16 protein-coding genes are annotated in these 18,858 nt (G+C 71.8%); 6 read left to right on the forward strand and 10 right to left on the reverse strand.

Annotated features, from left to right (window positions below):
• Window positions 1–18 precede the first annotated feature (18 nt).
• Both ACFYZL_RS38680 and ACFYZL_RS38685 read right to left on the reverse strand, forming a co-directional pair.
• Complete coding sequence (locus ACFYZL_RS38680) at window positions 19–1,071, reverse strand: LuxR C-terminal-related transcriptional regulator (protein ID WP_388685698.1); 1,053 nt, start codon at window positions 1,069–1,071, stop codon at window positions 19–21.
• Window positions 1,072–1,462: 391 nt separating this feature from the next.
• A complete protein-coding gene (locus ACFYZL_RS38685; protein WP_384746563.1) occupies window positions 1,463–2,230 on the reverse strand; it encodes a DeoR/GlpR family DNA-binding transcription regulator in 768 nt (255 codons plus the stop codon).
• Between the two features lie 170 nt (window positions 2,231–2,400).
• Here ACFYZL_RS38685 and ACFYZL_RS38690 point away from each other — a divergent pair, with 170 nt between their 5' ends.
• From ACFYZL_RS38690 to ACFYZL_RS38715, 6 genes are all read left to right on the forward strand, one after another.
• Window positions 2,401–3,627, forward strand: coding sequence for an MFS transporter (locus tag ACFYZL_RS38690; RefSeq protein ID WP_384746562.1), 1,227 nt, complete (start codon window positions 2,401–2,403; stop codon window positions 3,625–3,627).
• 26 nt (window positions 3,628–3,653) lie between these two features.
• Window positions 3,654–4,256 (forward strand): HAD family hydrolase, encoded by a 603-nt coding sequence (locus ACFYZL_RS38695; protein ID WP_388685702.1) that lies wholly within the window; start codon window positions 3,654–3,656, stop codon window positions 4,254–4,256.
• A gap of 244 nt (window positions 4,257–4,500) precedes the next feature.
• Window positions 4,501–5,769 (forward strand): aspartate aminotransferase family protein, encoded by a 1,269-nt coding sequence (locus tag ACFYZL_RS38700; protein ID WP_384746560.1) that lies wholly within the window; start codon window positions 4,501–4,503, stop codon window positions 5,767–5,769.
• A complete protein-coding gene (locus ACFYZL_RS38705) occupies window positions 5,766–6,761 on the forward strand; it encodes an inositol monophosphatase family protein (RefSeq protein WP_384746559.1) in 996 nt (331 codons plus the stop codon). Before ACFYZL_RS38700 ends, ACFYZL_RS38705 begins: the two co-directional genes overlap by 4 nt.
• Window positions 6,758–7,795 (forward strand): zinc-binding dehydrogenase, encoded by a 1,038-nt coding sequence (locus tag ACFYZL_RS38710; protein ID WP_388685707.1) that lies wholly within the window; start codon window positions 6,758–6,760, stop codon window positions 7,793–7,795. Before ACFYZL_RS38705 ends, ACFYZL_RS38710 begins: the two co-directional genes overlap by 4 nt.
• Complete coding sequence (locus ACFYZL_RS38715; RefSeq protein ID WP_388685710.1) at window positions 7,792–9,702, forward strand: beta-galactosidase; 1,911 nt, start codon at window positions 7,792–7,794, stop codon at window positions 9,700–9,702. The genes ACFYZL_RS38710 and ACFYZL_RS38715 overlap by 4 nt, the downstream gene beginning before the upstream one ends.
• Before the next feature lie 77 nt (window positions 9,703–9,779).
• On the opposite strand, the gene ACFYZL_RS38720 is transcribed toward ACFYZL_RS38715, so the two are convergent.
• The 8 genes from ACFYZL_RS38720 to ACFYZL_RS38755 form a co-directional block, all read right to left on the reverse strand.
• Entirely contained in the window at window positions 9,780–10,589 is an 810-nt protein-coding gene (locus tag ACFYZL_RS38720) for a crotonase/enoyl-CoA hydratase family protein (protein ID WP_388685713.1), read from the reverse strand.
• Between the two features lie 35 nt (window positions 10,590–10,624).
• Window positions 10,625–11,434 (reverse strand): PaaX family transcriptional regulator C-terminal domain-containing protein, encoded by an 810-nt coding sequence (locus ACFYZL_RS38725; RefSeq protein ID WP_388685716.1) that lies wholly within the window; start codon window positions 11,432–11,434, stop codon window positions 10,625–10,627.
• 130 nt (window positions 11,435–11,564) lie between these two features.
• Entirely contained in the window at window positions 11,565–12,323 is a 759-nt protein-coding gene (locus tag ACFYZL_RS38730) for an Asp/Glu racemase (protein ID WP_384746554.1), read from the reverse strand.
• A 9-nt stretch (window positions 12,324–12,332) separates the two neighbouring features.
• The gene (locus tag ACFYZL_RS38735; RefSeq protein ID WP_388685720.1) at window positions 12,333–13,244 is read right to left on the reverse strand and encodes a fumarylacetoacetate hydrolase family protein; all 912 of its coding nucleotides are present in this window, start codon (window positions 13,242–13,244) and stop codon (window positions 12,333–12,335) included.
• 103 nt (window positions 13,245–13,347) lie between these two features.
• Window positions 13,348–14,460: a cupin domain-containing protein gene (locus ACFYZL_RS38740; RefSeq protein ID WP_384752553.1), complete on the reverse strand. Its 1,113-nt coding sequence runs from the start codon at window positions 14,458–14,460 to the stop codon at window positions 13,348–13,350.
• On the reverse strand, window positions 14,457–15,497 hold the full coding sequence (locus ACFYZL_RS38745; protein ID WP_388685722.1) for a carbon-nitrogen hydrolase family protein: 1,041 nt from the start codon (window positions 15,495–15,497) through the stop codon (window positions 14,457–14,459). Before ACFYZL_RS38745 ends, ACFYZL_RS38740 begins: the two co-directional genes overlap by 4 nt.
• Window positions 15,498–15,509: 12 nt before the next feature.
• Window positions 15,510–17,918: an FAD-dependent monooxygenase gene (locus ACFYZL_RS38750; protein WP_388685725.1), complete on the reverse strand. Its 2,409-nt coding sequence runs from the start codon at window positions 17,916–17,918 to the stop codon at window positions 15,510–15,512.
• A gap of 70 nt (window positions 17,919–17,988) precedes the next feature.
• Window positions 17,989–18,858 (reverse strand): thioesterase family protein (locus ACFYZL_RS38755; RefSeq protein ID WP_388685727.1); only part of this gene is annotated, 870 nt, incomplete at its 5' end.

An 18,858-nucleotide genomic window follows, 5' to 3' on the forward strand; every position in this document is an offset into this window, starting at 1 on the left:
AGGGGGATCGGACGGCGTTCACGTCGATGCCGTCGGGTTCGGGCCCGTCGCCTCGGGGCCCTCCGGTGCGAGCAGCCCGTGCCGCTGCGCGAGGGCGCCGAGTTGGAACCGGCTCGTCGCGCCCAACTGCCGCATGATGGCGGAGACATGGCGCTGGCAGGTACGCACCGAGATGCCCAGCGCGCGGGCCGTGGCCCGGTCGTCCTCGCCTTGGGCCAGGTGCCGCAGGATGGATCGTCTCACCTGATCGGCGACGTCCTGGACGAGGGCCTTCTCGCGCGGCTTGGTGATGTGCTCGCCCGTGACCCAGAGCAGTTCGATCATCTCGGCGACGAACGCGACCAGTTCCGGGCTGCGCACGAGCAGCGCGCCGCCCTCCACGTCGTCGAGGGGCAGGACGAGCAGGGTCCGGTCGAAGACCAGGCAGCGGATGAGGCCGCCCGGGACCGTTCTGGCCTCGGCTCCGAGCTCCGCCAGTTCGGCCTCGTACCGCATGGTCGGCGGGTCGAAGCGGGCCGAGTGCTGGTACAGGGTGCGGACCCGCACGCCGCGCGCCGGCAGGTCCCGGTTGCGGTCGCGCGCGCGGAGCAGGTCGGCGGCGGGCCGGGGGCCGCCGGGCCGGGCGCTGAGCAGCTCATGGCGACATTCCGCGGCCTGCTGGTCGAGGACGCGCTGCACCTCGGCGGGCGACTCGACGCGTTCCAGCGGGGGCCCCTGGAGGACGCCCCGGCGGGCGGCGTGCACGATGGCGAGCTCCGCGAGTTGCCCACGCATACGCAACAGGTCGAGCTGGGCGCCCTGCACCCGCTCCTGCCAGCGCTTGAGCAACTCCTCCGAGACCTCGGTCGGGTTGGCGGCCGCGAAGCAGTCGGCGCCGATCGGCCGGACGAGCCCGTTGGCGAGGAGGCCGTCGAGGGCGCGCAGCAAGGTGTCGGGGTTCTCGCGGGCCGATAACCGGCTTCTGCGGAGGGGACCGTGTTCAGCGAACTCGCGGTAGAGGTCCATCTCAGCGGAGGTGAGCCCCCTGGGCCGGTGGCGGTCCTGCGGGCGCTTCAGTGTGACTGTGTCCATGTCGCCGCTCTCTCGTTCGCATCCGTCGCGATCGCGATGCTAGAAGAGTCCGGGCCGCGGCGGGGCGCCGGGAACGTGTATCGGACATGCTTTATCCGGGGGCCACTGAGGACCGACGGCAGTGGCAAATGCGCTCCCGCCGCCGGGATTTGGGGGAGACCACGCGACGGCCCGCCGGACGGGAGGCCGCCGCGCGGCCGGTCGGAGCACCCGCAGAAGAGGCCGGAAATTTCTGCAAGCACTTGCTGTCGTCTTTCCGACAGTCCACAACACGACGGTCGGACCCCGTTGGAAGGCGGCGGTCGGCGCCCCGATGCTGGTCGAGGCGCGCCGACCCCTGATGCGCGCCGAGCAGGAAGGACGCCCCACATGAATCGTCACGGCCGCGCGGTCAGCCGTTCGCCGGATGGACCACCTCGACCCCCCGCTCCCGCAGCGCCTCGACCGCCGGGGAGTCACCGGGGGCGTCCGTGACGACGAGGGCGACCTCCTCCATCGAACAGATGCGACCCAGCGCGGTGCGACCGATCTTGTCCGCCGTGGCCACGAGGATCACCCGCTGGGCCGCCGCCACCGCGGCCCGCTTCACCTGGACGTCGTCGAGGTCGTAGGCGGTGGCGCCCCGGACCGGGTCGACGCCGCAGCAGCCCAGGACGAAGGTGTCGAAGCACAGGTCCTCGAAGGTCTGCACGGGGGTCTGCCCGTGGAACGAGAGTTCCTCGGCGCGCACCTGCCCGCCGGGCATCACCAACTGGATGCCGGATTGCCCGGAGAGGGCGAAGGCGGCGTGCAGGGAGAGGGGGGTGACCGTGAACTGACGGCCGGCCATGGCCTTGGCGACCGCCACGGCGGTGGTGCCGGTGTCGAGGGCCACGGTCTCGCCGTCGGTGAGCAGATCGACGACGGCCCGCGCCAGCCGCTCCTTGGCCTGCGTCCCGGACATGGCCCGGATCGCATAGGGCGGCTCGACGCCGCCGGGCAGGCTGCTGACGGCACCTCCGCGGACCCGGCGCAGCGCGCCCCGGGACTCCAGCACCTCCAGGTCCCGCCGGATGGTCATCTCCGATGCCCCGGTGGCCTGGGCCAGCTCGGCCACGGTCGCGCGGTTCTGCCGCACGAGCAGTCCGACGACGAACTTGTGCCTCTCGATCACGTTCATGTGTCTGCTTTTAGCACAGACGAAGCCGTCAGAGGCGTCCCGTGAACGTTTCGCACACCCGATCTGTTGTAACGAACATCCATCCTGAGTAGTGTGAGCGAAACCATGTGAATTTTGGGCTGTAGTGAACGTCGAATCTGTTCATTCACCCGGGGACGATGAGGAGAGCCATGTCCGCCACCAGTGAGGCCGACCTGCCGGAAGCGGGAAGGCCTCTCCTCACCACCGTCGCGATCACCGCCTCGTGCGTCGCGTTCGTGGTGATCGGCGCCCTGCAGGCGCTCTACGGGCCCGCGATCCCCGCCTTGCGGGAGGAGTACGGCATCAGCCCGGCCGTGGCCGGGCTCAGTCTCAGCGCCCACTTCGTCGGCGCGCTGGCGGGCGTGCTGATCTACCACCTGCTGCGGGGCCGCCTGAACAACCGGGCGCTGCTCGGCGGCTCCTACGTACTGATGGCCGCCGGTGCCGCGGTCTTCGCCTTCTCGCCGAACTGGACCCTGGCCCTCGCCGGGACGTTCGTCATCGGCCTGGGGTTCGGAGGCATCGACTACGGCCTCAACCAGCTCTTCGCCGTCGGCTTCGGCCGCCGCAGCACCGCCATGCTCAACCTGCTCAACGGGCACTTCGGCATCGGCGCCATCGCGGGCCCGGCCCTGATCGGCTGGCTCGGGGCGGAGAACTACCCGGAGATCTTCGTCGGGATCGGCGTGGTCAGCCTGCTGATCCTGGTCACCCTGGGCGGGGTGGCCGCCCGGGAACCCCGGCCCGAGCCGGCCGAGGGCACCTCGGCGGGCGGGGCCCGCGTACTCCCGATCATCGCGGCGTTCATCGGCATCTACGTCCTGCACGTCGCCATCGAGACGGGCGTGGGCGGCTGGGAGCCCACCCACCTCGAAGCCGTCGGATACGGAGCCGCCACCGCCGCCACCGCGACCTCCGCGTACTGGGCCGCCATGACCATCGGCCGGTTCGTCGTCGCGCCCCTCAGTCTGCGCTGGTCCGCGCCCTCCATCCTGATCGTCTGCTGCGCGGGCATGGCCGGGTTCCTGCTGCTGGCGACGGTTCCGGCCCTCGCCCCGTACGCGTACTTCGGCGTCGGCCTGATGATCGCGCCGATCTTCCCGACCTGTCTGCCCTGGCTGAACCGCGCCGTTCCCGGTGTGGCCGCGGCCGGCGCCTACGTGATCGCCGCATCGATGATCGGTGGCGTGGCCTTCCCGCCGCTGTTGGGCGGCGTCATCGACACCATGGAGGTGAGGACGGTGCCCCTGGTGCTGTTCGCCCTCGCCGTGGTGTGCGGCGTCCTGAGCCTGTGGCTGCGGCGGTGCGCCCCCGACCCCGGTGGGGTGGACGACCCCCGCACGTCGGGGCGCACGGACGCCGTCGCCACCCCGTGACGTGAACGACGCAAGGAAGCGGAAGCATGAAAGCCAAAGCCGTTCTCTTCGACATGTTCGGCGTGATCGCCCGCGTCCAGTCCGCCGAGTCCCGGGGCGTACTGGAACGCACGGCCGGCGGCGACCCCCGTCTCTTCCGGGAGGCGTACTGGTCCCACCGCGCCCCCTACGACCGGGGTGAGATGGCGGGCCCCGACTACTGGCAGAAGGTCTGCGCACGGCTGGGGGTACCGCTCGACGACCGGCTGACCGCCGATCTGATCGCCGCCGACATCGCGAGCTGGAGCGAGGTCGACCGGAGCATGGTGGACCTGCTCGGCCTCCTCGCCGAGCGGGGTTTCGTCCTCGGCCTGCTCTCCAACATCCCCGAGGAACTGGCCGCCCACTACGAGGCAACCCACCCCTGGCTGGGGAGGTTCGCGGTCCGCGGCCTCTCCTGCCGGATCGGCAGCGCCAAGCCCGAGCCCGCCTCCTACCAGTGGTGCCTTCGCGCACTCGGACTGCCCCCCGGGGAGGTCCTGTTCGTCGACGACCGGGCCGACAACGTCCGGGCGGCGCGCGACCTCGGACTCCAGGGGCACCTGTTCACGTCCCCGGAAGAGCTGAAGGCCGTGCTTTTCCGGCCATGAATCACGGTGCGAGCAGATTCACGTCCACAATTCGCCTCTTGTCAAGGCCTGTTGGAATGTGATCGGATATTCGAGAAGGCGCAGCCGCGAGATCCCCGTCCGTGACGGGTGAAGTATTCCGGGCCGCCACCACCGGCATCGAGCCGAATCCCCATCCCATTCCACACCACGCGTTCCCGTCGGACGTGAGTTTCCCTCACCGTCCGCGACCGTGATGCTTTCCCGACCCGTGTGAGAGAGAACCATGGATACCAAAGACGTCACCGATCACATCTATTACCCCGTCAGCGACTTCAAGATGGCGCGTGGTGAGGGTGTCTACCTCTACGACGAGGACGGGAACAGCTACCTCGACTGCGCTTCGGCGACGTTCAACCTGAGCCTGGGCTATTCGCATCCGGCCGTCATCGCCGCCATGAAGGACCAGCTCGACAAGGTCGTCCACATCACCTCCTCGTACCAGAGCGACCCGGTCAACGGGCTCGTCGAACGGCTGGTGGACGTGTCCCCGGCCGGACTGACCAAGGTGCACCCCAAGGTTTCCGGCGGGTCCGCCGCCAATGAGGGCGCCATCAAGATGGCCCAGTTAGCCACCGGGAAATCCGAGGTCATCACACTGTTCCGCAGCCACGTGGGACAGACGATGATGATGACGTCGATGTCGGGAAACTCGTTCCGTCGCGAGCCGTTCCCCAACCTCTTCCCCGGCAGCCTCCAGGTACCCGACCCGTACTGCTTCCGCTGCTTCTACGGGCAGCAGAAGGACTCTTGCGGGCTGATGTGCGTGGACCGGCTGGAGGACTTCGTCGACTACGCGAGTTCCGGCCGCGTCGCCGCCGTCCTCATCGAGCCGATATCCGGAAACGGCGGCAACATCGTGCCCCCGGACGGCTACATGCAGAAGCTGCGGGCGTTCTGCGACGAGCAGAACATCGCCCTCATTTTCGACGAGATCCAGACGGGCATCGGCCGCACCGGCCACATGTTCGCGGCCCAGTACTTCGGCGTCGAGCCCGATGCCATCACCACGGCCAAGGGACTCGGCGGTTCGGGTGCGCAGGTCGCGGCGATCCTCACCAACGAGCGGCTCGCCGGCCTCCCCGCCAGCCACCACTCCTTCACCTACGGCGCCAACCTGCTGGCCGCCGCGGCGGCGAACGTCACCCTCGACATCGTGCGGCAGCCGGAGTTCCTGGCCAACGTCACGCGGACCGGCGATCACATCATGGAACGCCTCCACGACATGAAGCGCCGCTACCCGGCCATCGTGGACGTCCGCGGCGTCGGCCTCATGATCGGTTTCGAGATCGCCGAGGCGGACGGCAAGCCGGCCGTGAAGCTCACCAACCACCTCGCCGCCAAGGCCATGGACCACGGCCTGATCCTGCGCACCTCGCGCTACGGCTACGGCAACGTCCTCAAGATCCGTCCGCCGCTGATCCTCACCATGGACCAGGCCGAGGAGATCTGCGACAAGCTGGAGAACCTCTTCCTGGCGGAGCTGGCCCGATGAGCGCCGCGAACCCGACCGCGAACCAGACGGCGAACCCGATGAAGGAGCTGCTCACCTCCCTCGGGCAGCACGTCCGCTCCGAACTGCTCGCCTACGAGGCCCACGGGCGTGAGCGGACGGTCCACGGCGACTCGCCCGGCGGCGATGCCCAGTTCGACGTCGACGAGGTCGCCGAGAAGGCCGTACTGGACTACCTCCGCGCCCACGCCACCGTCCCGACCGCCCTGTACACCGAGGACGGCTCCTACGTGGAGCTCGCGCCCGATCCGCAGGTCCTCCTCGTGGTCGACCCGATCGACGGGACCCGCCCCACCTCGGCGGGGCTCGAAATGGGCATGGTGTCCATCGCGGCCGCCCCCTACGGCGACGGAGCGCCCACCCTCGCCGACGTCGACGCCGCGTGCCTGGTGGAGATCAAGAGCGGTGCGTGGCTCTACGGTGACGACCGCGCGGGACTCGACAGCGGCGGCTTCCCCGCCCCCGTGCCGCGGCTGAGCCGGAACACCGACCTGACCCGCATGTTCTGGTCGATCGAGTTCAACGGCCACCCCATGGACCTGATGACCGAGGCCTACGGTCACCTCGTCGACCGGTCGGCGAACACCGGAGGCATCTTCGTCTTCAACAGCAGCACCTTCTCCGTCTCCCGCATCATCACGGGCCAGCTCGACGCGTACGCCGACATCGGCAACCGCGTCCTGCGCGACCACCCGGACACCGAGGAGGCGTTCCTTCGGGTGGGCCGCGGCTCGATCCTGCACCTCTTCCCCTACGACATCGCGGCCGTGGTGTACCTCGCCCGGCTGGCCGGTGTCGTGATCACCGACGCCTACGGCGACGACCTCGGCAGCACCTCCCTGGTGGACCTCGGCCCGATGAACCAGAAGTCCTGCATCGCCGCGGCCACCCCCGAACTCCACAAGCAGCTCCTCGAATCCATCCGCTGGGACCTCGGCCGCGGTGTCGACGCGTCCGCGAGGGAGGCATCATGAAGGCCCTGACGCTCACCGCCGACCGCACGCTCGCCCTGGTCGACCACCCCAAGCCCGAACCCGTGGCCGCCGACGACGTCGTCATCCGCGTCACCCAGAGCGGCATCTGCGGCACCGACCGCAGCGTGCTCGTCGGCAAGTTCCCCGCCGAGACCGGCGTGGTGATGGGCCACGAGGCCGTCGGCGTCGTCGACGCCACCGGTCCCGGCGTCACCCGTTTCGCGGTCGGCGACCGGGTCATCGTCAACCCCACCCTGTACTGCGGCACCTGCTCCACCTGCCTCGAAGGGCACTGGAACTTCTGCGGCCACAAGGCGGGCACCGAGGTCGGACTGGACTACGACGGCTCCTTCGCCGAGTTCATCCGCCTCCCCGAACTGTTCTGCCACGCGATACCCGACGGCATGAGCTTCGACCGCGCCGTCGTCGTCGAGCCGCTCGCCTGCGCGCTGAACAACATCGAGGCCGGCCGGCTGGCGCCGGGCGAGACCGCCGTGGTCGTCGGCGCGGGCCCGATGGGCGTCGTCACCGCCATGGCCGCACAGCTCTACGGGGCCACCGTGCTGCTGGTCGAGCCCGACCCGGTCCGACGGCGCCTCGCGCAGGAGGTCTTCGAGGCCCCCGAGTTCGCGGGCCGCGTCAGCCTCCACACCCCGGACGACCCCGAACTCGCCGCACGCGGCGACCTGGTCGTCGACTCCGTGGGCAACCTCCTGGAGCAGGGCATCCGTTACGCCGCCGTGCGCGGCCGGGTCGTCGTGATGGGCTTCAACAGCAACGCCTCCGCCACCGTCCGCCCGCTCACCCTCCTCCAGCGCGGGCTCCAGATCATCGGCGCCGGCGACTACAACAGCATGATCTTCCCCAGGGCCGTGGAGCTGGCCCGCCGGCTGCCGCTGGAGCGCGTGGTCACCCACCGCTTCGCCCTCGCCGACCACGAGGAGGCGTTCAAGGCCCTGGCCGCCGTCCCGGGCGCGGAGTACGCCGCGCTGAAGGTCGTCCTCGTACCGCCGTACGCCGGGGCCGACGCATGAGCCCGGCACCGCGCACCCGGCTGGCCGGCGCGCTGGTGCCCGACGCGGCCCGGCCGGTCGTCGTCGGCGAGTACCCGTACTACCGGGCCGATCCCGCCAACTGGGCGTCCAACCTGCGGGAACTGCGCGCGCTGGGCGTGGACGTGGTCTCCTGCTACCTGCCGTGGCGGTTCCACGAGACCGGTGAGGGGGAGGGCCGCTCCTTCGACTTCACCGGGAAGAGCGACCCGCAGCGCGACGTGGTCTCCCTGCTGGAGCTGGCGGAACGCGCCGGGCTGGGCGTGCTGCTCAAACCCGGCCCGTTCATCCACGCGGAGGTCCAACTCGGCGGGCTGCCCGACCGGCTGTGCGGTCCGGACCGCACCCCCTACCGCGGCCTGGACGGCAGCGTCCTCACCTCCCAGGGCAGACCCCTGCCCAGCCTCCTCGACCCGGTGGTGCGGGCCGAGACGGAGGTCTGGCTGAAGGCCGTCGCCGACGAGGTCGTCGCCGGGGCCGTCGCCCCCGGCGGCCCCGTGGTCGCCCTCCAGCTCGGCAACGAGGGCACCGCGGGAGACGCCCACCTCCCCGTGGACGCGCAGGACGCCTCGCCCGCCGCCCGCGAGGCCTTCGCCCGCTGGCTGGCCGGACGCGGCCTGCCCGACGAGGCCGCGCTGACCGGCGAGGACGTCACCCGGTGGACCAGTGCCCTGCGCCGGCTGTGGTCTCAGTGGTCCGGGCACGCCATCGTCGACGTGTGGGACTGGATCTCCGGGCTCTTCCCGGCGGGCCCGGTCCGGCTGGCCAACGTGCCCCTGACCGGGACCGCGGCGCCGCGCGCCGCCCTCGACGCCTGGGCGACCCGGCAGCGCGCCGTCCAGGGCTCGGCGCACCTGATCGGGCACACCGAGTGGGTCGGCAACCCGGCGCGCGACACCGGCGCCTTCGGCTCCCACCTGACCGGGATCCTGCTCGGCGGGACCGACGTGGTCGAGGCCAACTGGGGGTTCACCTGGACCGACGAGACCTTCGCCGAGCCGGCCACGCCCGTCTTCAACGCCCTGCTGGCCCTGGTGCTGGGCTCCACCACCGTCAGCGTCTACACCGCCTGCGCCACGGGCACCTGGGGCGCCCTGGTGGACATGGACCCCGACGGACTGCGCTCCGAAGGCGTCGACCCGGACCTCCACGCACCGCCGTACAGCCCCGGGGCGCCGCTCGCCGAGTCCGGCGCCCACCAGGCCAACGCGGAGGGCCTGCGCCTGCTCTCCGCGTTCCTCGACCGCTTCGGCGACGTGCTGCTCTCCAGTACCCCGGACCACGACGCGGTGGTGCTCGTCGACCGGACCCTGCCGGAGGCGGGCGCCTGGCAGCGCACGGGCCGTACCGTCCTCGCGGAACTCGCCGACGCCGTCCACGAGGAGCTGGCCCGCTCCGGCCGGCTGATCGTCCCGGCCTGGCTCGACGCTCCCCCGGGACCGCGCGCCGACGGTACGGAGCTCCCCGTGGCCGTGCTGCGGGCCGGCCGGCCCGACGGCTCCGACGGCCCCGGTGTGCTGACGCTCCCCGCGGGGCGGTCCGCCGACGGAGCGGTCGCGGCCTTCGTGGCCTCGTTCGCCGCGGCGCTGCCGGTCCAGGACGGGCCGCGGTGGACGACGGCCCACGGCAGGGCGCGCGTACTGAGCCGCTCCGGGCCGGCGGGCGTCCGTATCCTCGGCGCCTTCAACCCGACCGACGGCGAGGACCGGGTCACCGGCGACGACGGCGCCCGGGCCCTGGAGCTGCCCGCCGGGTCCGCCGCCGTGATCGTCAGCCGCGACGGCGAACTCCTGGGCTGGCTGGCCACCCCCGAGCCGCCGTCGACCACCCCCGTCGCCCTCACCTGGGGCGGTGAACAGGCCGACGCGGCACGCGTCCGGGCCTCCTGAGAACGCGGGCGGCGGAAGGACGCACCTGACGGCGCGCCTTCCGCCGCCCGCTCACAGCCGCCGTCGGCCCGTGCCGGTCAGCCGGTGCAGGAGCCGTGGCGGCCGGCGCCGTTCGCGAACCGGTCGGCGCCGGACCGCGTCTCCCCCGCGGTGAGCGGGACGAGGCCGTGGCGGTGTTCGGACGCCAGCGCCTCCCGCTCCCCCAGACCGTGCTGTTCCCGTACGGAGAGCCGGTCGTGCCGCAGGCACAGCTGCGGGAACCCGGCGATCTCGCGGGCCAGCCGCTCCGCCGCGCCCCGGGCTTCCCCCGGCGGTACGAGACGGTTGACGAGGCCGATCGCGTGGGCTTCGGCGGCGGTCACGGGGCGGCCGGTGAGGATCAGGTCCATGGCCCGGCTCTCGCCGATCAGGCGCGGCAGCCGCACCGTGCCGCCGTCGATCAGCGGCACGCCCCAGCGGCGGCAGAACACGCCGAAGGTGGCGTCGTCCTCCGCCACGCGCAGATCGCACCAGAGGGCGAGTTCCAGTCCGCCGGCCACGGCGTGGCCGCTGATCGCGGCGATGACGGGTTTGGTCAGGTTCATGCGCGTGGGGCCCATCGGCCCGTCGCCCTCCGCCTCCACCCGGTTGCCGCGGTCGGTGCCGACGGCCTTGAGGTCGGCGCCGGCGCAGAACGTGCCGCCCTCGCCCCACAGCACGGCGACGGACGCGTCCTCGTCCTCCTCGAACTCACGGAAGGCGTCGGCGAGCAGGGCCGCCGTCGGACCGTCGACCGCGTTGCGCACCCCGGGGCGGGCCAGGACCACCGTGAAGACGGGGCCGTCGCGTTCGATCCGGACGGCGGGCGGTTCGGAGGTCGTGGCCACGGCGGAACTCCAGGGGTCCATGGGTGCTGTCGGATGTTCGGGGGCGCGGGGCATCCCTACCCCTCCGGGGTCTCCTCCACCAGCCCGGTGACCTCCTGTACGTGCCGCAGGCTCGGCGCGGCCAGTACGTCGTTCAGCCGCTGGAAGGTCTGGCGCGCGGCGACCGCGTTCCAGTCGGCGGGCAGCAGTTCGGCGGGCAGGCCCGGGTCGAGGTAGGGCAGCCGGCGCCACTGGGTGAGCATCGGGACGTAGTGGCGGAACGCCTCGGCGCCGTCGATGGTGCCCTGCTCGTCCAGTGCCCCGGCGACCGGCCCGTACGCCTCGGTGAATCCGGCGTACTGCTCCTGGATCGCGGGGAAGTCCCACCACGAGCTGACCGTCCCGGGCAGGTCGCTGAAGGCGGCGTAGTCCGCGGCGAACAGGTGCACGTAGTCGCTCAGCCCGCGCCGGACGAGCATGTCCCGGGCGTCGCCGAGGAGCCGGCCCGGCGCCAGCCACACACCCGGGGCGATGTTCCCGAAGCCGAGCCAGGTCAGCCGGGTGCGCAGCTGGTAGCGGTACGAACGCTCGGACTCCGGGACCGAGAAGACGGCCATGGCCCAGCCGTCGCTCAGTTTCGCCGGCTCCAGGCTGCCGAAGATCCGCCGGTCGCCCTCGTCGAAGACGGGCTGCGCGGCGGGACTGAGCCGGTAGCCGGTGGCGCCGCGGCGCTCCGGTTCCAGGACGCCCTTCTTCTTGAGCCGGGAGATCGCGGAGCGCGCCGCCGGGCCGTCGACGTCCAGTTCGGACATCAGGGTGATCAGGTCGGCGACGGAGATCCACCCTCCGAGGCGCCGCAGGAACGCTCCGTAGACCGTGTTGATCAATGAACTGGGCCGAATCGGAGTATCCGCCATGATCGCCTTCCGTCGTGTGCGGACGCGATCCTACCCAGCCGGGGCGGTGGTGCCCCGTCCAGGTCGCGGTACGGCTCGGCGGGCTGCGGCGCACCGGCGGTCAGGCGTAGGCCCCGGACAGGAGGTGGCCCGCGCCGGGGGCCACCGCCGGGAGGTCCAGGGCCCGCAGCATCTGGTGGGCGGTGCAGACGGCCGCCGAGACCACGGGCTTGCCGAGGAGCTGTTCGGCCTCCTCGATGGCGCCCAGGGAGGGCATCTGCACGCACGCGGAGAGCACGACGGCGTCGGCGTCGCTGTGGTTCAGCGCCCTGGCCAGGCCCGGGAGTCGGGCGGGGTCGTGCGCGGCGACGTCCAGGTTGTTCGGGATCTCCAGCGCCTCGTAGTCGAGGACCTCGACGCCCTCGTGGGTCAGGTAGTCGACGACGGTCTTCGTCAGGGGCCGCATGTACGGGGCGATCAGTGCGATCTTCTTCGCGCCGAGGGTCCCCAGGCCGTGCACGAGGGCTCCGGCGCTGGTGACGACGGGTGCGGGCGCCCCGTTCTCCACGGTGCGCAGGTGCAGCCGCTCCTCGGAGGTGCGGTGGTAGCCGAGCCCCGTGCTCATGATGGCCACCAGGCAGGCGTAGCCGAGGACGTCGACGTGCGCGTCGGACAGCTCGACGGCGCACCGGTCGGAGTCGGCGTCCATGGCCTTGAGCTGCTCCGGTGTCACGTGGGTCATGCGCATCCGACTGGAGTGGAAGGTGAAGCGTTCGGGGGCGATGGACTCGCGGGCCCGAAGGATCGCCGGGACCTCGGTCTCCATGGTGACGTTGGAGCTCGGCACGATCTGGCCGATGCGGTAGGTGCGGGGGGACATGTGCGCTCCTCAGCGGGCGTCGACGACGGGGTTGGTCAGGGTGCCGATGCCTTCGACGGTGGCCTCGACGATGTCGCCGGGGACGAGGAACTCCGGCGGGACCATGCCCGCTCCGACGCCGGCGGGCGATCCGGTGGCGATGACGTCTCCCGGTTCCAGTGTGACGCCGGAGGAGATGTCGGCGATGAGGCGGGCGATGGGGAAGAGCATGTGGCGGGTGTTCGACTTCTGCTTGGTGACGCCGTTGACGCGCAGCGAGAGGTCGAGGTCCATCGGGTCGCGGATGTCGTCGGCCGTGACCACTTCGGGGCCGAACGGCGCGTAGGAGTCCTGGCCCTTGGAGAAGAACCACTGGCCGGAGCGGCGCTGGTCGCGGGCGCTGATGTCGTTGACGATGCTGTAGCCGAAGACGTGCTCGTACGCGTCCTCCTCGCTCACGCGGAACGCGGTGCGGCCGATGACCACGGCCAGTTCGCATTCCCAGTCCAGCTGGGAGGTGAGGTCGCCGTTGTGCAGGATCGGCCGACCGGGGCCGGTGACGGCGGTGGCGGGCTTGCTGAAGAGCACCGGGCGCGAGGGCCGTTCCTTGTCGGTGTCCAGGCTGCGGCTGGACTCCTCGACGTGTTCGACGTAGTTCAGGCCGACACCGATGATCTTGCCGGGGCGCAGTGGGGCGTGCAGCGAGATCTCGTCGGTCCGGTGCACGGCGTCGGCCGGCCAGGCCGCGGGGCCGCCGGCCAGCAGTTCCCGCGCGGCCTGCTGGGCCGGGGCGCCGGCCCGGACGAACGAGAGCAGGTCCAGCGGGAGCCGCACGCCGGCCCGGCTCGCCAGGACGGCGAGGTCGACGACGCGGTCGTCGATCCGGGCCCCGAGGCGGAGGGGTGCGTCGTGTGCGGTGGGGGTGTAGGTGACCAGGCGCATGGCTGCTCCTTGGGGTGGGAGGGGGGAGGAAGGGGGGAAGCGGGGTGCTCCGCCGCACCGGAGCCGGTGTCAGGGCCGGCGGGCGCCGGTGCGGCGGAGCGACTCAGGCGGCGGGCTGGCGCCCGCCGTTGTCGGGGTACGCCTCTTCCCGGAAGAAGCCCAGGGAGCGCATCACGGGGAAGTCGTCGAAGGAGAAGAGGCAGGCGTCCTCGGACGGGTCGAGGTTGTGGTGCTCGTGCCAGGCCCAGGAGGGGACGCAGAAGATGTCGCCCTGCCTCCACTCGAAGCGCTGCCCGGCGATCACCGAGACGCCCCGCCCCTTGGCCGCGGTGTAGACGACCGAGCCGGTGTGGCGGTGCGCGAGCGTGGCCTGGCCGGGGCGCAGGAGCTGCATGTGGGCGCTCATGGTGGGCATGACGGAGCCGCCGGTGAGGGGGTTGGTGTACTCGGCGATCACACCGTCGTACGGGGAGCCCTCGGTGGCCTTCGCGAGGTTGCGGAGGGCTTCGTAGGTGGGCTCCCAGGGGAAGGCGAGGAGCGGGGAGTAGGGCCGGGTCCACTTCTCCAGGCCGTACGGGAGCAGGTTGCCGCCGTAGGTCAGGACGGAGGAGTTGATCACCTTGCCGGGGGTCTGGTACAGCTCGGGATGGACCTCGTAGAAGCCCGCGTCCAGCGCGTTGACCAGGGGTATGTCCAGGCCGTCCTGCCAGATCACGGGAGCGTCCTCGGATTCGTTGCCGTGCTCGTGCCAGGTGCCGTTCGGCGTGATGGCGAAGTCTCCCGGTGCGACCTTCAGCTTCTGCCCGTCCACGATGGTCCACGCGCCGGTGCCCTCGTGCACGAAGCGCAGCGCGGCCGCCTGGTGGCGGTGGGCGGTCATGGCCTCGCCGGGTCCCATGATCTGGAGGCCGGTGTAGAGCAGTCCCACGGCGGCGCTGACGTCCTTGCGGCCGGGGTTGACGAGCATGACCACACGGCGACCGGCGTCGTCGGCCTTCACCAGGGGCAGGGCCTTGTGGACCAGCGGCCGCAGCTGCTCGTAACGCCACAGCACCGGGACGGACTTGGGCTGCGGGTACCAGGGCTCGATGTCGTTGGCGACGGTCCACAGGGCGCCCGCTTCGAGCTCGGCGAGTTCGCCGTAGTAGGCGGTGAGTTCGGGGCTGGTCGTCACCCGGGCGCGACCCAGCCGGCTGTCGTCGTAGTCGGTGGTCATGAGTCCTCCTCGATGGGGCCGGCCGTAGCGGCGCGGAGAGGTGCGGTGGGCGGGGGTGCCGTGCCGGCCGCGGTGTCGGATGCGAAGGTCACCGGGGTGCGGGGGCGGTCGTCGACGTGCAGCCGGAAGACGTCGAAGCGGTTGTAGTGGCCGACGATGTCGTGCATCTGCTTGGGCTGGACGCAGCGGGCGAGGTCGATCTCGGCGTAGACGATGCCCTCGTCGTCGACGAGCGGTTCGGTGACCGGACGGCCGTCGGGGCCGAAGATCCCGGAGAGCGCGCTGCGCGGGCGGGTGAACCGTTCGCGCAGTTCCTCGTCGTCCCCGGCGAGCAGGTCCACGATCTCCGGGGAGATGGTGGAGCAGGCCACGACGGAGAAGACCTTGCCCTCGAAGCTGTGGGCCGCCGTGCGGACCGCGATGGCGTCGGCCATGTCGTAGTCGGCGGGGGCCACGGGCAGGGCGATGTAGCAGGAGGCGTGGACGAGTTCGCCCTGTGCGAGAAGGGTGAAGCGGGCCAGGGTGTTGGTGTTCTCGCCGCAGGCCAGGGCGCCGAGCGGGCCGACGGGCGTCTGGTGGACCTTGAGCGAACTTCCGTCGCCGCCGGTCCAGGTGAGCTTCTCGGCCCAGGTGGGCACCAGCTTGCGGTGCACGCCGAGGAGTTCCCCGTCGGGTCCGATGGTGAGCAGGGTGTTGTAGAGGACGCCGAGGCTGTACGCACTGCGCTCGTTGACCCCGATGACGAGGACGACGCCGTGCCGGCGGGCCGCCTCGCGCAGCCGGTCGACGTGCGGGCCGGGGACGTCGACGGCGGAGCGCCGGAGCCGTTCGAACCAGGGCGAGCCCTGGACCGGGTTCATCGTCCAGTTCCAGTACGGGTAGCCGGGGACGAACACCTCGGGGAAGACGACGAGTTCGGCTCCGGCCGCGGCGGCCTCGGCGATCAGCGCGATCGCCTTGTCGACGGTGGCCGCGGGGTCCAGGTAGACGGGAGCGGCCTGCACGGCGGCGGCGGTGAAGCGTGGCAGATGGTCCATCGGGTCTCCAGGTCAGCGGCAGGTCGCCGCGGCGGCGGCCGGAACGGGCGGTACCCAGCGCTGGTGCACGGGCGGCGCGGCCTCGCGGAGCAGCTGGAGGCGGGGCGGGACGCGGTCCGTACGGGCGCCCGGCGGGCGGCCGCTGCCGGCCTTCCAGGAGGCGGGCCAGGGCGCCGCCGGGCCGCTGTAGCCCTGGGCGGCCGCGGCGTGCAGCGTCCACAGGGGGTCGTGCAGGTGGGCGCGGCCGACGGCGCACAGGTCGGCCCGGCCGGCCAGGACGATCGAGTTCACGTCGTCGTGGGTGGATATGGCGCCGACGGCGATCGTGGGGACGCCGGTGGCGTTGCGGATCAGGTCGGCGTACGGGGTCTGGTAGCTCCGGCCGTACCGGGGCCGCTCGTACGGGACGACCTCGCCGGTGGACACGTCGACCGCGTCGGCTCCGGCCGCGGCCAGGGCCCGGGCGATCTCCACCGCGTCGGCCTCGCTGGTGCCGCCCTCGGCCCAGTCCGCGGCGGACACGCGGACCACGAGCGCCTTCCCCTCGGGCCAGACGGCGCGCACCGCGCGCAGCACCTCCAGGGGGAAGCGGAGCCGGCCGGCGAGGCCGCCGCCGTACTCGTCGGTGCGCGTGTTGGTCAGCGGGGACAGGAACCCGGACATCAGGTGACCATGTCCGTACTGGAGTTCGAGGGCGTCGAATCCGGCCCGGTGGGCACGTTCGGCGGCGGCCGTGAAATCGGCGGCGATGGCGTCCATGTCCTGGCGGGTCGCCTCGCGCGGGATGCCGGCGAGTTCGTTCCAGGGCAGCGGGGAGGCGGCGACGAGCGGCCACCCCGAGGGGCCGAGCGGCGCGGCCCTGCCGTCGGGCCGGGGCACGGCGGTCGCGGCGCGGCGGCCGGCGTGGGTGAGCTGGATGCCCAGGCAGGTGTCCGACTGGCCGTGCACGAAGCCGGCGATCCGCCGCCAGGCGGCCTCCTGCTCGTCCGTGTACAGGCCCGGGCAGCCCGGGGTGGCCCGGCCGTCGGCGCTCACCGCCGTCATTCCGGCGAAGACCAGGCCGGCGCCGCCGAGCGCCTGCGTGCTCAGGTGGACGAGTTCGAAGTCGCCGGGGACGCCGTCACGCGCCGTGTACAGGGCGGTGGGCGGTACGACGACGCGGTTGCGCAGGTGCAGGCCGCCCAGCCGGAACGCGCGGAACATCGGCGGCACGGCTCCGGGGGCGCTGTCCGCGCCACCGGTCCCGATGGCCGGGGGCGCGCTCAGGGCGGCGTGCCAGGAGTCGACCGCGTCGGTGAACCGCTCGTCCCGTACGCGCAGGTTGTCGTAGGTGACGCGGCGGCTGCGGGTCAGGAGGTTGAAGGCGAACTGCCGCGGGTCCTGGCCCGTGTAGCGGCCGATGTTCTCGAACCATTCGAGACTGGCCTGGGCGGCGCGCTGGGTGGATTCGACGACCGGCCGGCGTTCGCCCTCGTACGCGGCGAGCGCCGAGGACACGTCGGGGTGTTCGTGCAGGCACGCGACCAGGGCGAGCGAGTCCTCCATGGCGAGCTTGGTGCCGGAGCCGATGGAGAAGTGGGCGGTGTGGGCCGCGTCCCCGAGCAGCACGACGTTGTCGTGGCTCCAGGAGGCGTTGCGGACGGTCGTGAAGCGGATCCACTTCGAGGCGTTGGGGATCAGCCGGTGGCCGTCGAGGTGGCCGGCCAGGATCTCCTCACACCGGCGGACGCTCGCGACGTCGCTCTCGCCGCGGGCGAACTCCCGTTCCGCGAAGGCCTCGAACCCCGCGCGCCGCCAGTCCTCCTCGGCCATCTCGACGATGAACGTGCTGCGCTCGCCGTCGTACGGGTAGGCGTGGACCTGGATGCTGCCGAAGTCCCCCTTCTCCACGATGAAGGTGAAGGCCTCGAAGACGCGGTCGGTGGACAGCCACATGTAGCGGCAGTGCCGCTCGTCCAACTCCGTGCGGAAGCTGCCCTGATACGTGTCGCGGGCCGTGGAGCGGATCCCGTCCGCGGCGACGACCAGATCGTAGCCGGCGGAGAGTTCCCCCACGGGCGGGGCCTCGGTTCCGTAGTGGACGGTCACCCCGAGGTCCGCGCAGCGCGTCTGCAGGATCTCCCGCAGCCGGTTGCGGTCCAGGGCGGCGAAGCCGTGGCCGCCGGAGACGTGGACCTCGCCGTCGTAGCGGACGTCGATGTCGCTCCAGCGGGCGAACTGCGCGGACATGGCGGCGAACACGGCCGGATCGGCCTGTGCGATGCCGTCGAGCGTTTCGTCGGAGAAGACGACGCCGAAGCCGAACGCGTCGTCGCGGGCGTTGCGCTCCCACACCGTGATCTCCCACTCCGGGGAGAGCTGCTGGGCCAGGGCCGCGAAGTACAGCCCGCCCGGCCCCCCTCCGATGACTGCTACGCGCACGGTGTTCCTCCAAGTGGTTCCGAGCAAAAGACTATGTCGCCGATTTGGCGATCGTCAAGAATTCGACACATCACGCGAAGAGCTCGGGCGCTTGGGGCCCGGCCTTGGTGAGGACCTCGCGGACGTCGTCGGGCCAGGCCGTGGAGCCGGTGGCGCGCGCGGCCGAGTGGGCGATGACCATCCGGCCGCTCGCGGCCACGCCCTCCCCCTCGCCCCGGACGGTGAAGGCGTAGTGGAGCGAACCGGTACCGACCTCGGTGACCCTCAGCTCGGTGCGGACGGCCTCGCCGAACCACAGCCGGGCCCGGTAGTCGGCCTCGAAGTGGACCCTGGGCGTGCTGCCGAAGAGGTGCGAGAGCCCCAGTCGCCGCAGCAGGGCGGCCTCGGCCGCCTCGACCCAGCGCACGACGGTGGAGTGGTGGTAGTGGCCGGCCGCGTCCGTGTCCTGCCATTCGACGCGCCGCTCGACGACGATGCTCGGCAGGTTCCGCACGAGGGCCTCGGGGCTTCCGGCGGCGCGGTCCTCCGCCCGGGACGGCGTCGGGACCACCCGGCGCGGGCCGGCGGATCCGGCGAGCCTGCGCAGTTCGGCGCGTTGGAGCTTGCCGTTGCTCGTGCGCGGGAGCTCGGTGACGAACTCGACGGCGCGCGGGTACTTGTAGGGCGCGACGGTCCGCTTCACGTGGTCCTGGAGTTCCTTGACCGTGGTCGCGTCGGGTGCGACCCCGGGGCGCAGGATCACGTACGCCTTGACGAGCATGCCGCGCTCGCCGTCCGGGGCCCCGACGACACCGCACTCCTCCACGTGGGGATGGGTGGCGAGGGCCTTCTCGACCTCGGGGCCGGCGATGTTGTAGCCGGAGGAGACGATCATGTCGTCGCTGCGGGCCACGTACCAGAAGTAGCCGTCGGCATCGCGGATGTAGGTGTCGCCGGTGAT

This window comes from Streptomyces sp. NPDC001717 (assembly GCF_042892775.1).
Classification (GTDB): Bacteria; Actinomycetota; Actinomycetes; order Streptomycetales; family Streptomycetaceae; genus Streptomyces.

Coding starts and splice junctions, on each gene's coding strand:
- ACFYZL_RS38685 (WP_384746563.1), bottom strand. CDS start 2,230: ATGAACGTGATCGAGAGGCACAAGTTCGTCGTCGGACTGCTCGTGCGG.
- ACFYZL_RS38715 (WP_388685710.1), top strand. CDS start 7,792: ATGAGCCCGGCACCGCGCACCCGGCTGGCCGGCGCGCTGGTGCCCGAC.
- ACFYZL_RS38730 (WP_384746554.1), bottom strand. CDS start 12,323: ATGTCCCCCCGCACCTACCGCATCGGCCAGATCGTGCCGAGCTCCAAC.
- ACFYZL_RS38695 (WP_388685702.1), top strand. CDS start 3,654: ATGAAAGCCAAAGCCGTTCTCTTCGACATGTTCGGCGTGATCGCCCGC.
- ACFYZL_RS38720 (WP_388685713.1), bottom strand. CDS start 10,589: ATGGACCCCTGGAGTTCCGCCGTGGCCACGACCTCCGAACCGCCCGCC.
- ACFYZL_RS38740 (WP_384752553.1), bottom strand. CDS start 14,460: ATGACCACCGACTACGACGACAGCCGGCTGGGTCGCGCCCGGGTGACG.
- ACFYZL_RS38700 (WP_384746560.1), top strand. CDS start 4,501: ATGGATACCAAAGACGTCACCGATCACATCTATTACCCCGTCAGCGAC.
- ACFYZL_RS38705 (WP_384746559.1), top strand. CDS start 5,766: ATGAGCGCCGCGAACCCGACCGCGAACCAGACGGCGAACCCGATGAAG.
- ACFYZL_RS38710 (WP_388685707.1), top strand. CDS start 6,758: ATGAAGGCCCTGACGCTCACCGCCGACCGCACGCTCGCCCTGGTCGAC.
- ACFYZL_RS38735 (WP_388685720.1), bottom strand. CDS start 13,244: ATGCGCCTGGTCACCTACACCCCCACCGCACACGACGCACCCCTCCGC.
- ACFYZL_RS38745 (WP_388685722.1), bottom strand. CDS start 15,497: ATGGACCATCTGCCACGCTTCACCGCCGCCGCCGTGCAGGCCGCTCCC.
- ACFYZL_RS38680 (WP_388685698.1), bottom strand. CDS start 1,071: ATGGACACAGTCACACTGAAGCGCCCGCAGGACCGCCACCGGCCCAGG.
- ACFYZL_RS38690 (WP_384746562.1), top strand. CDS start 2,401: ATGTCCGCCACCAGTGAGGCCGACCTGCCGGAAGCGGGAAGGCCTCTC.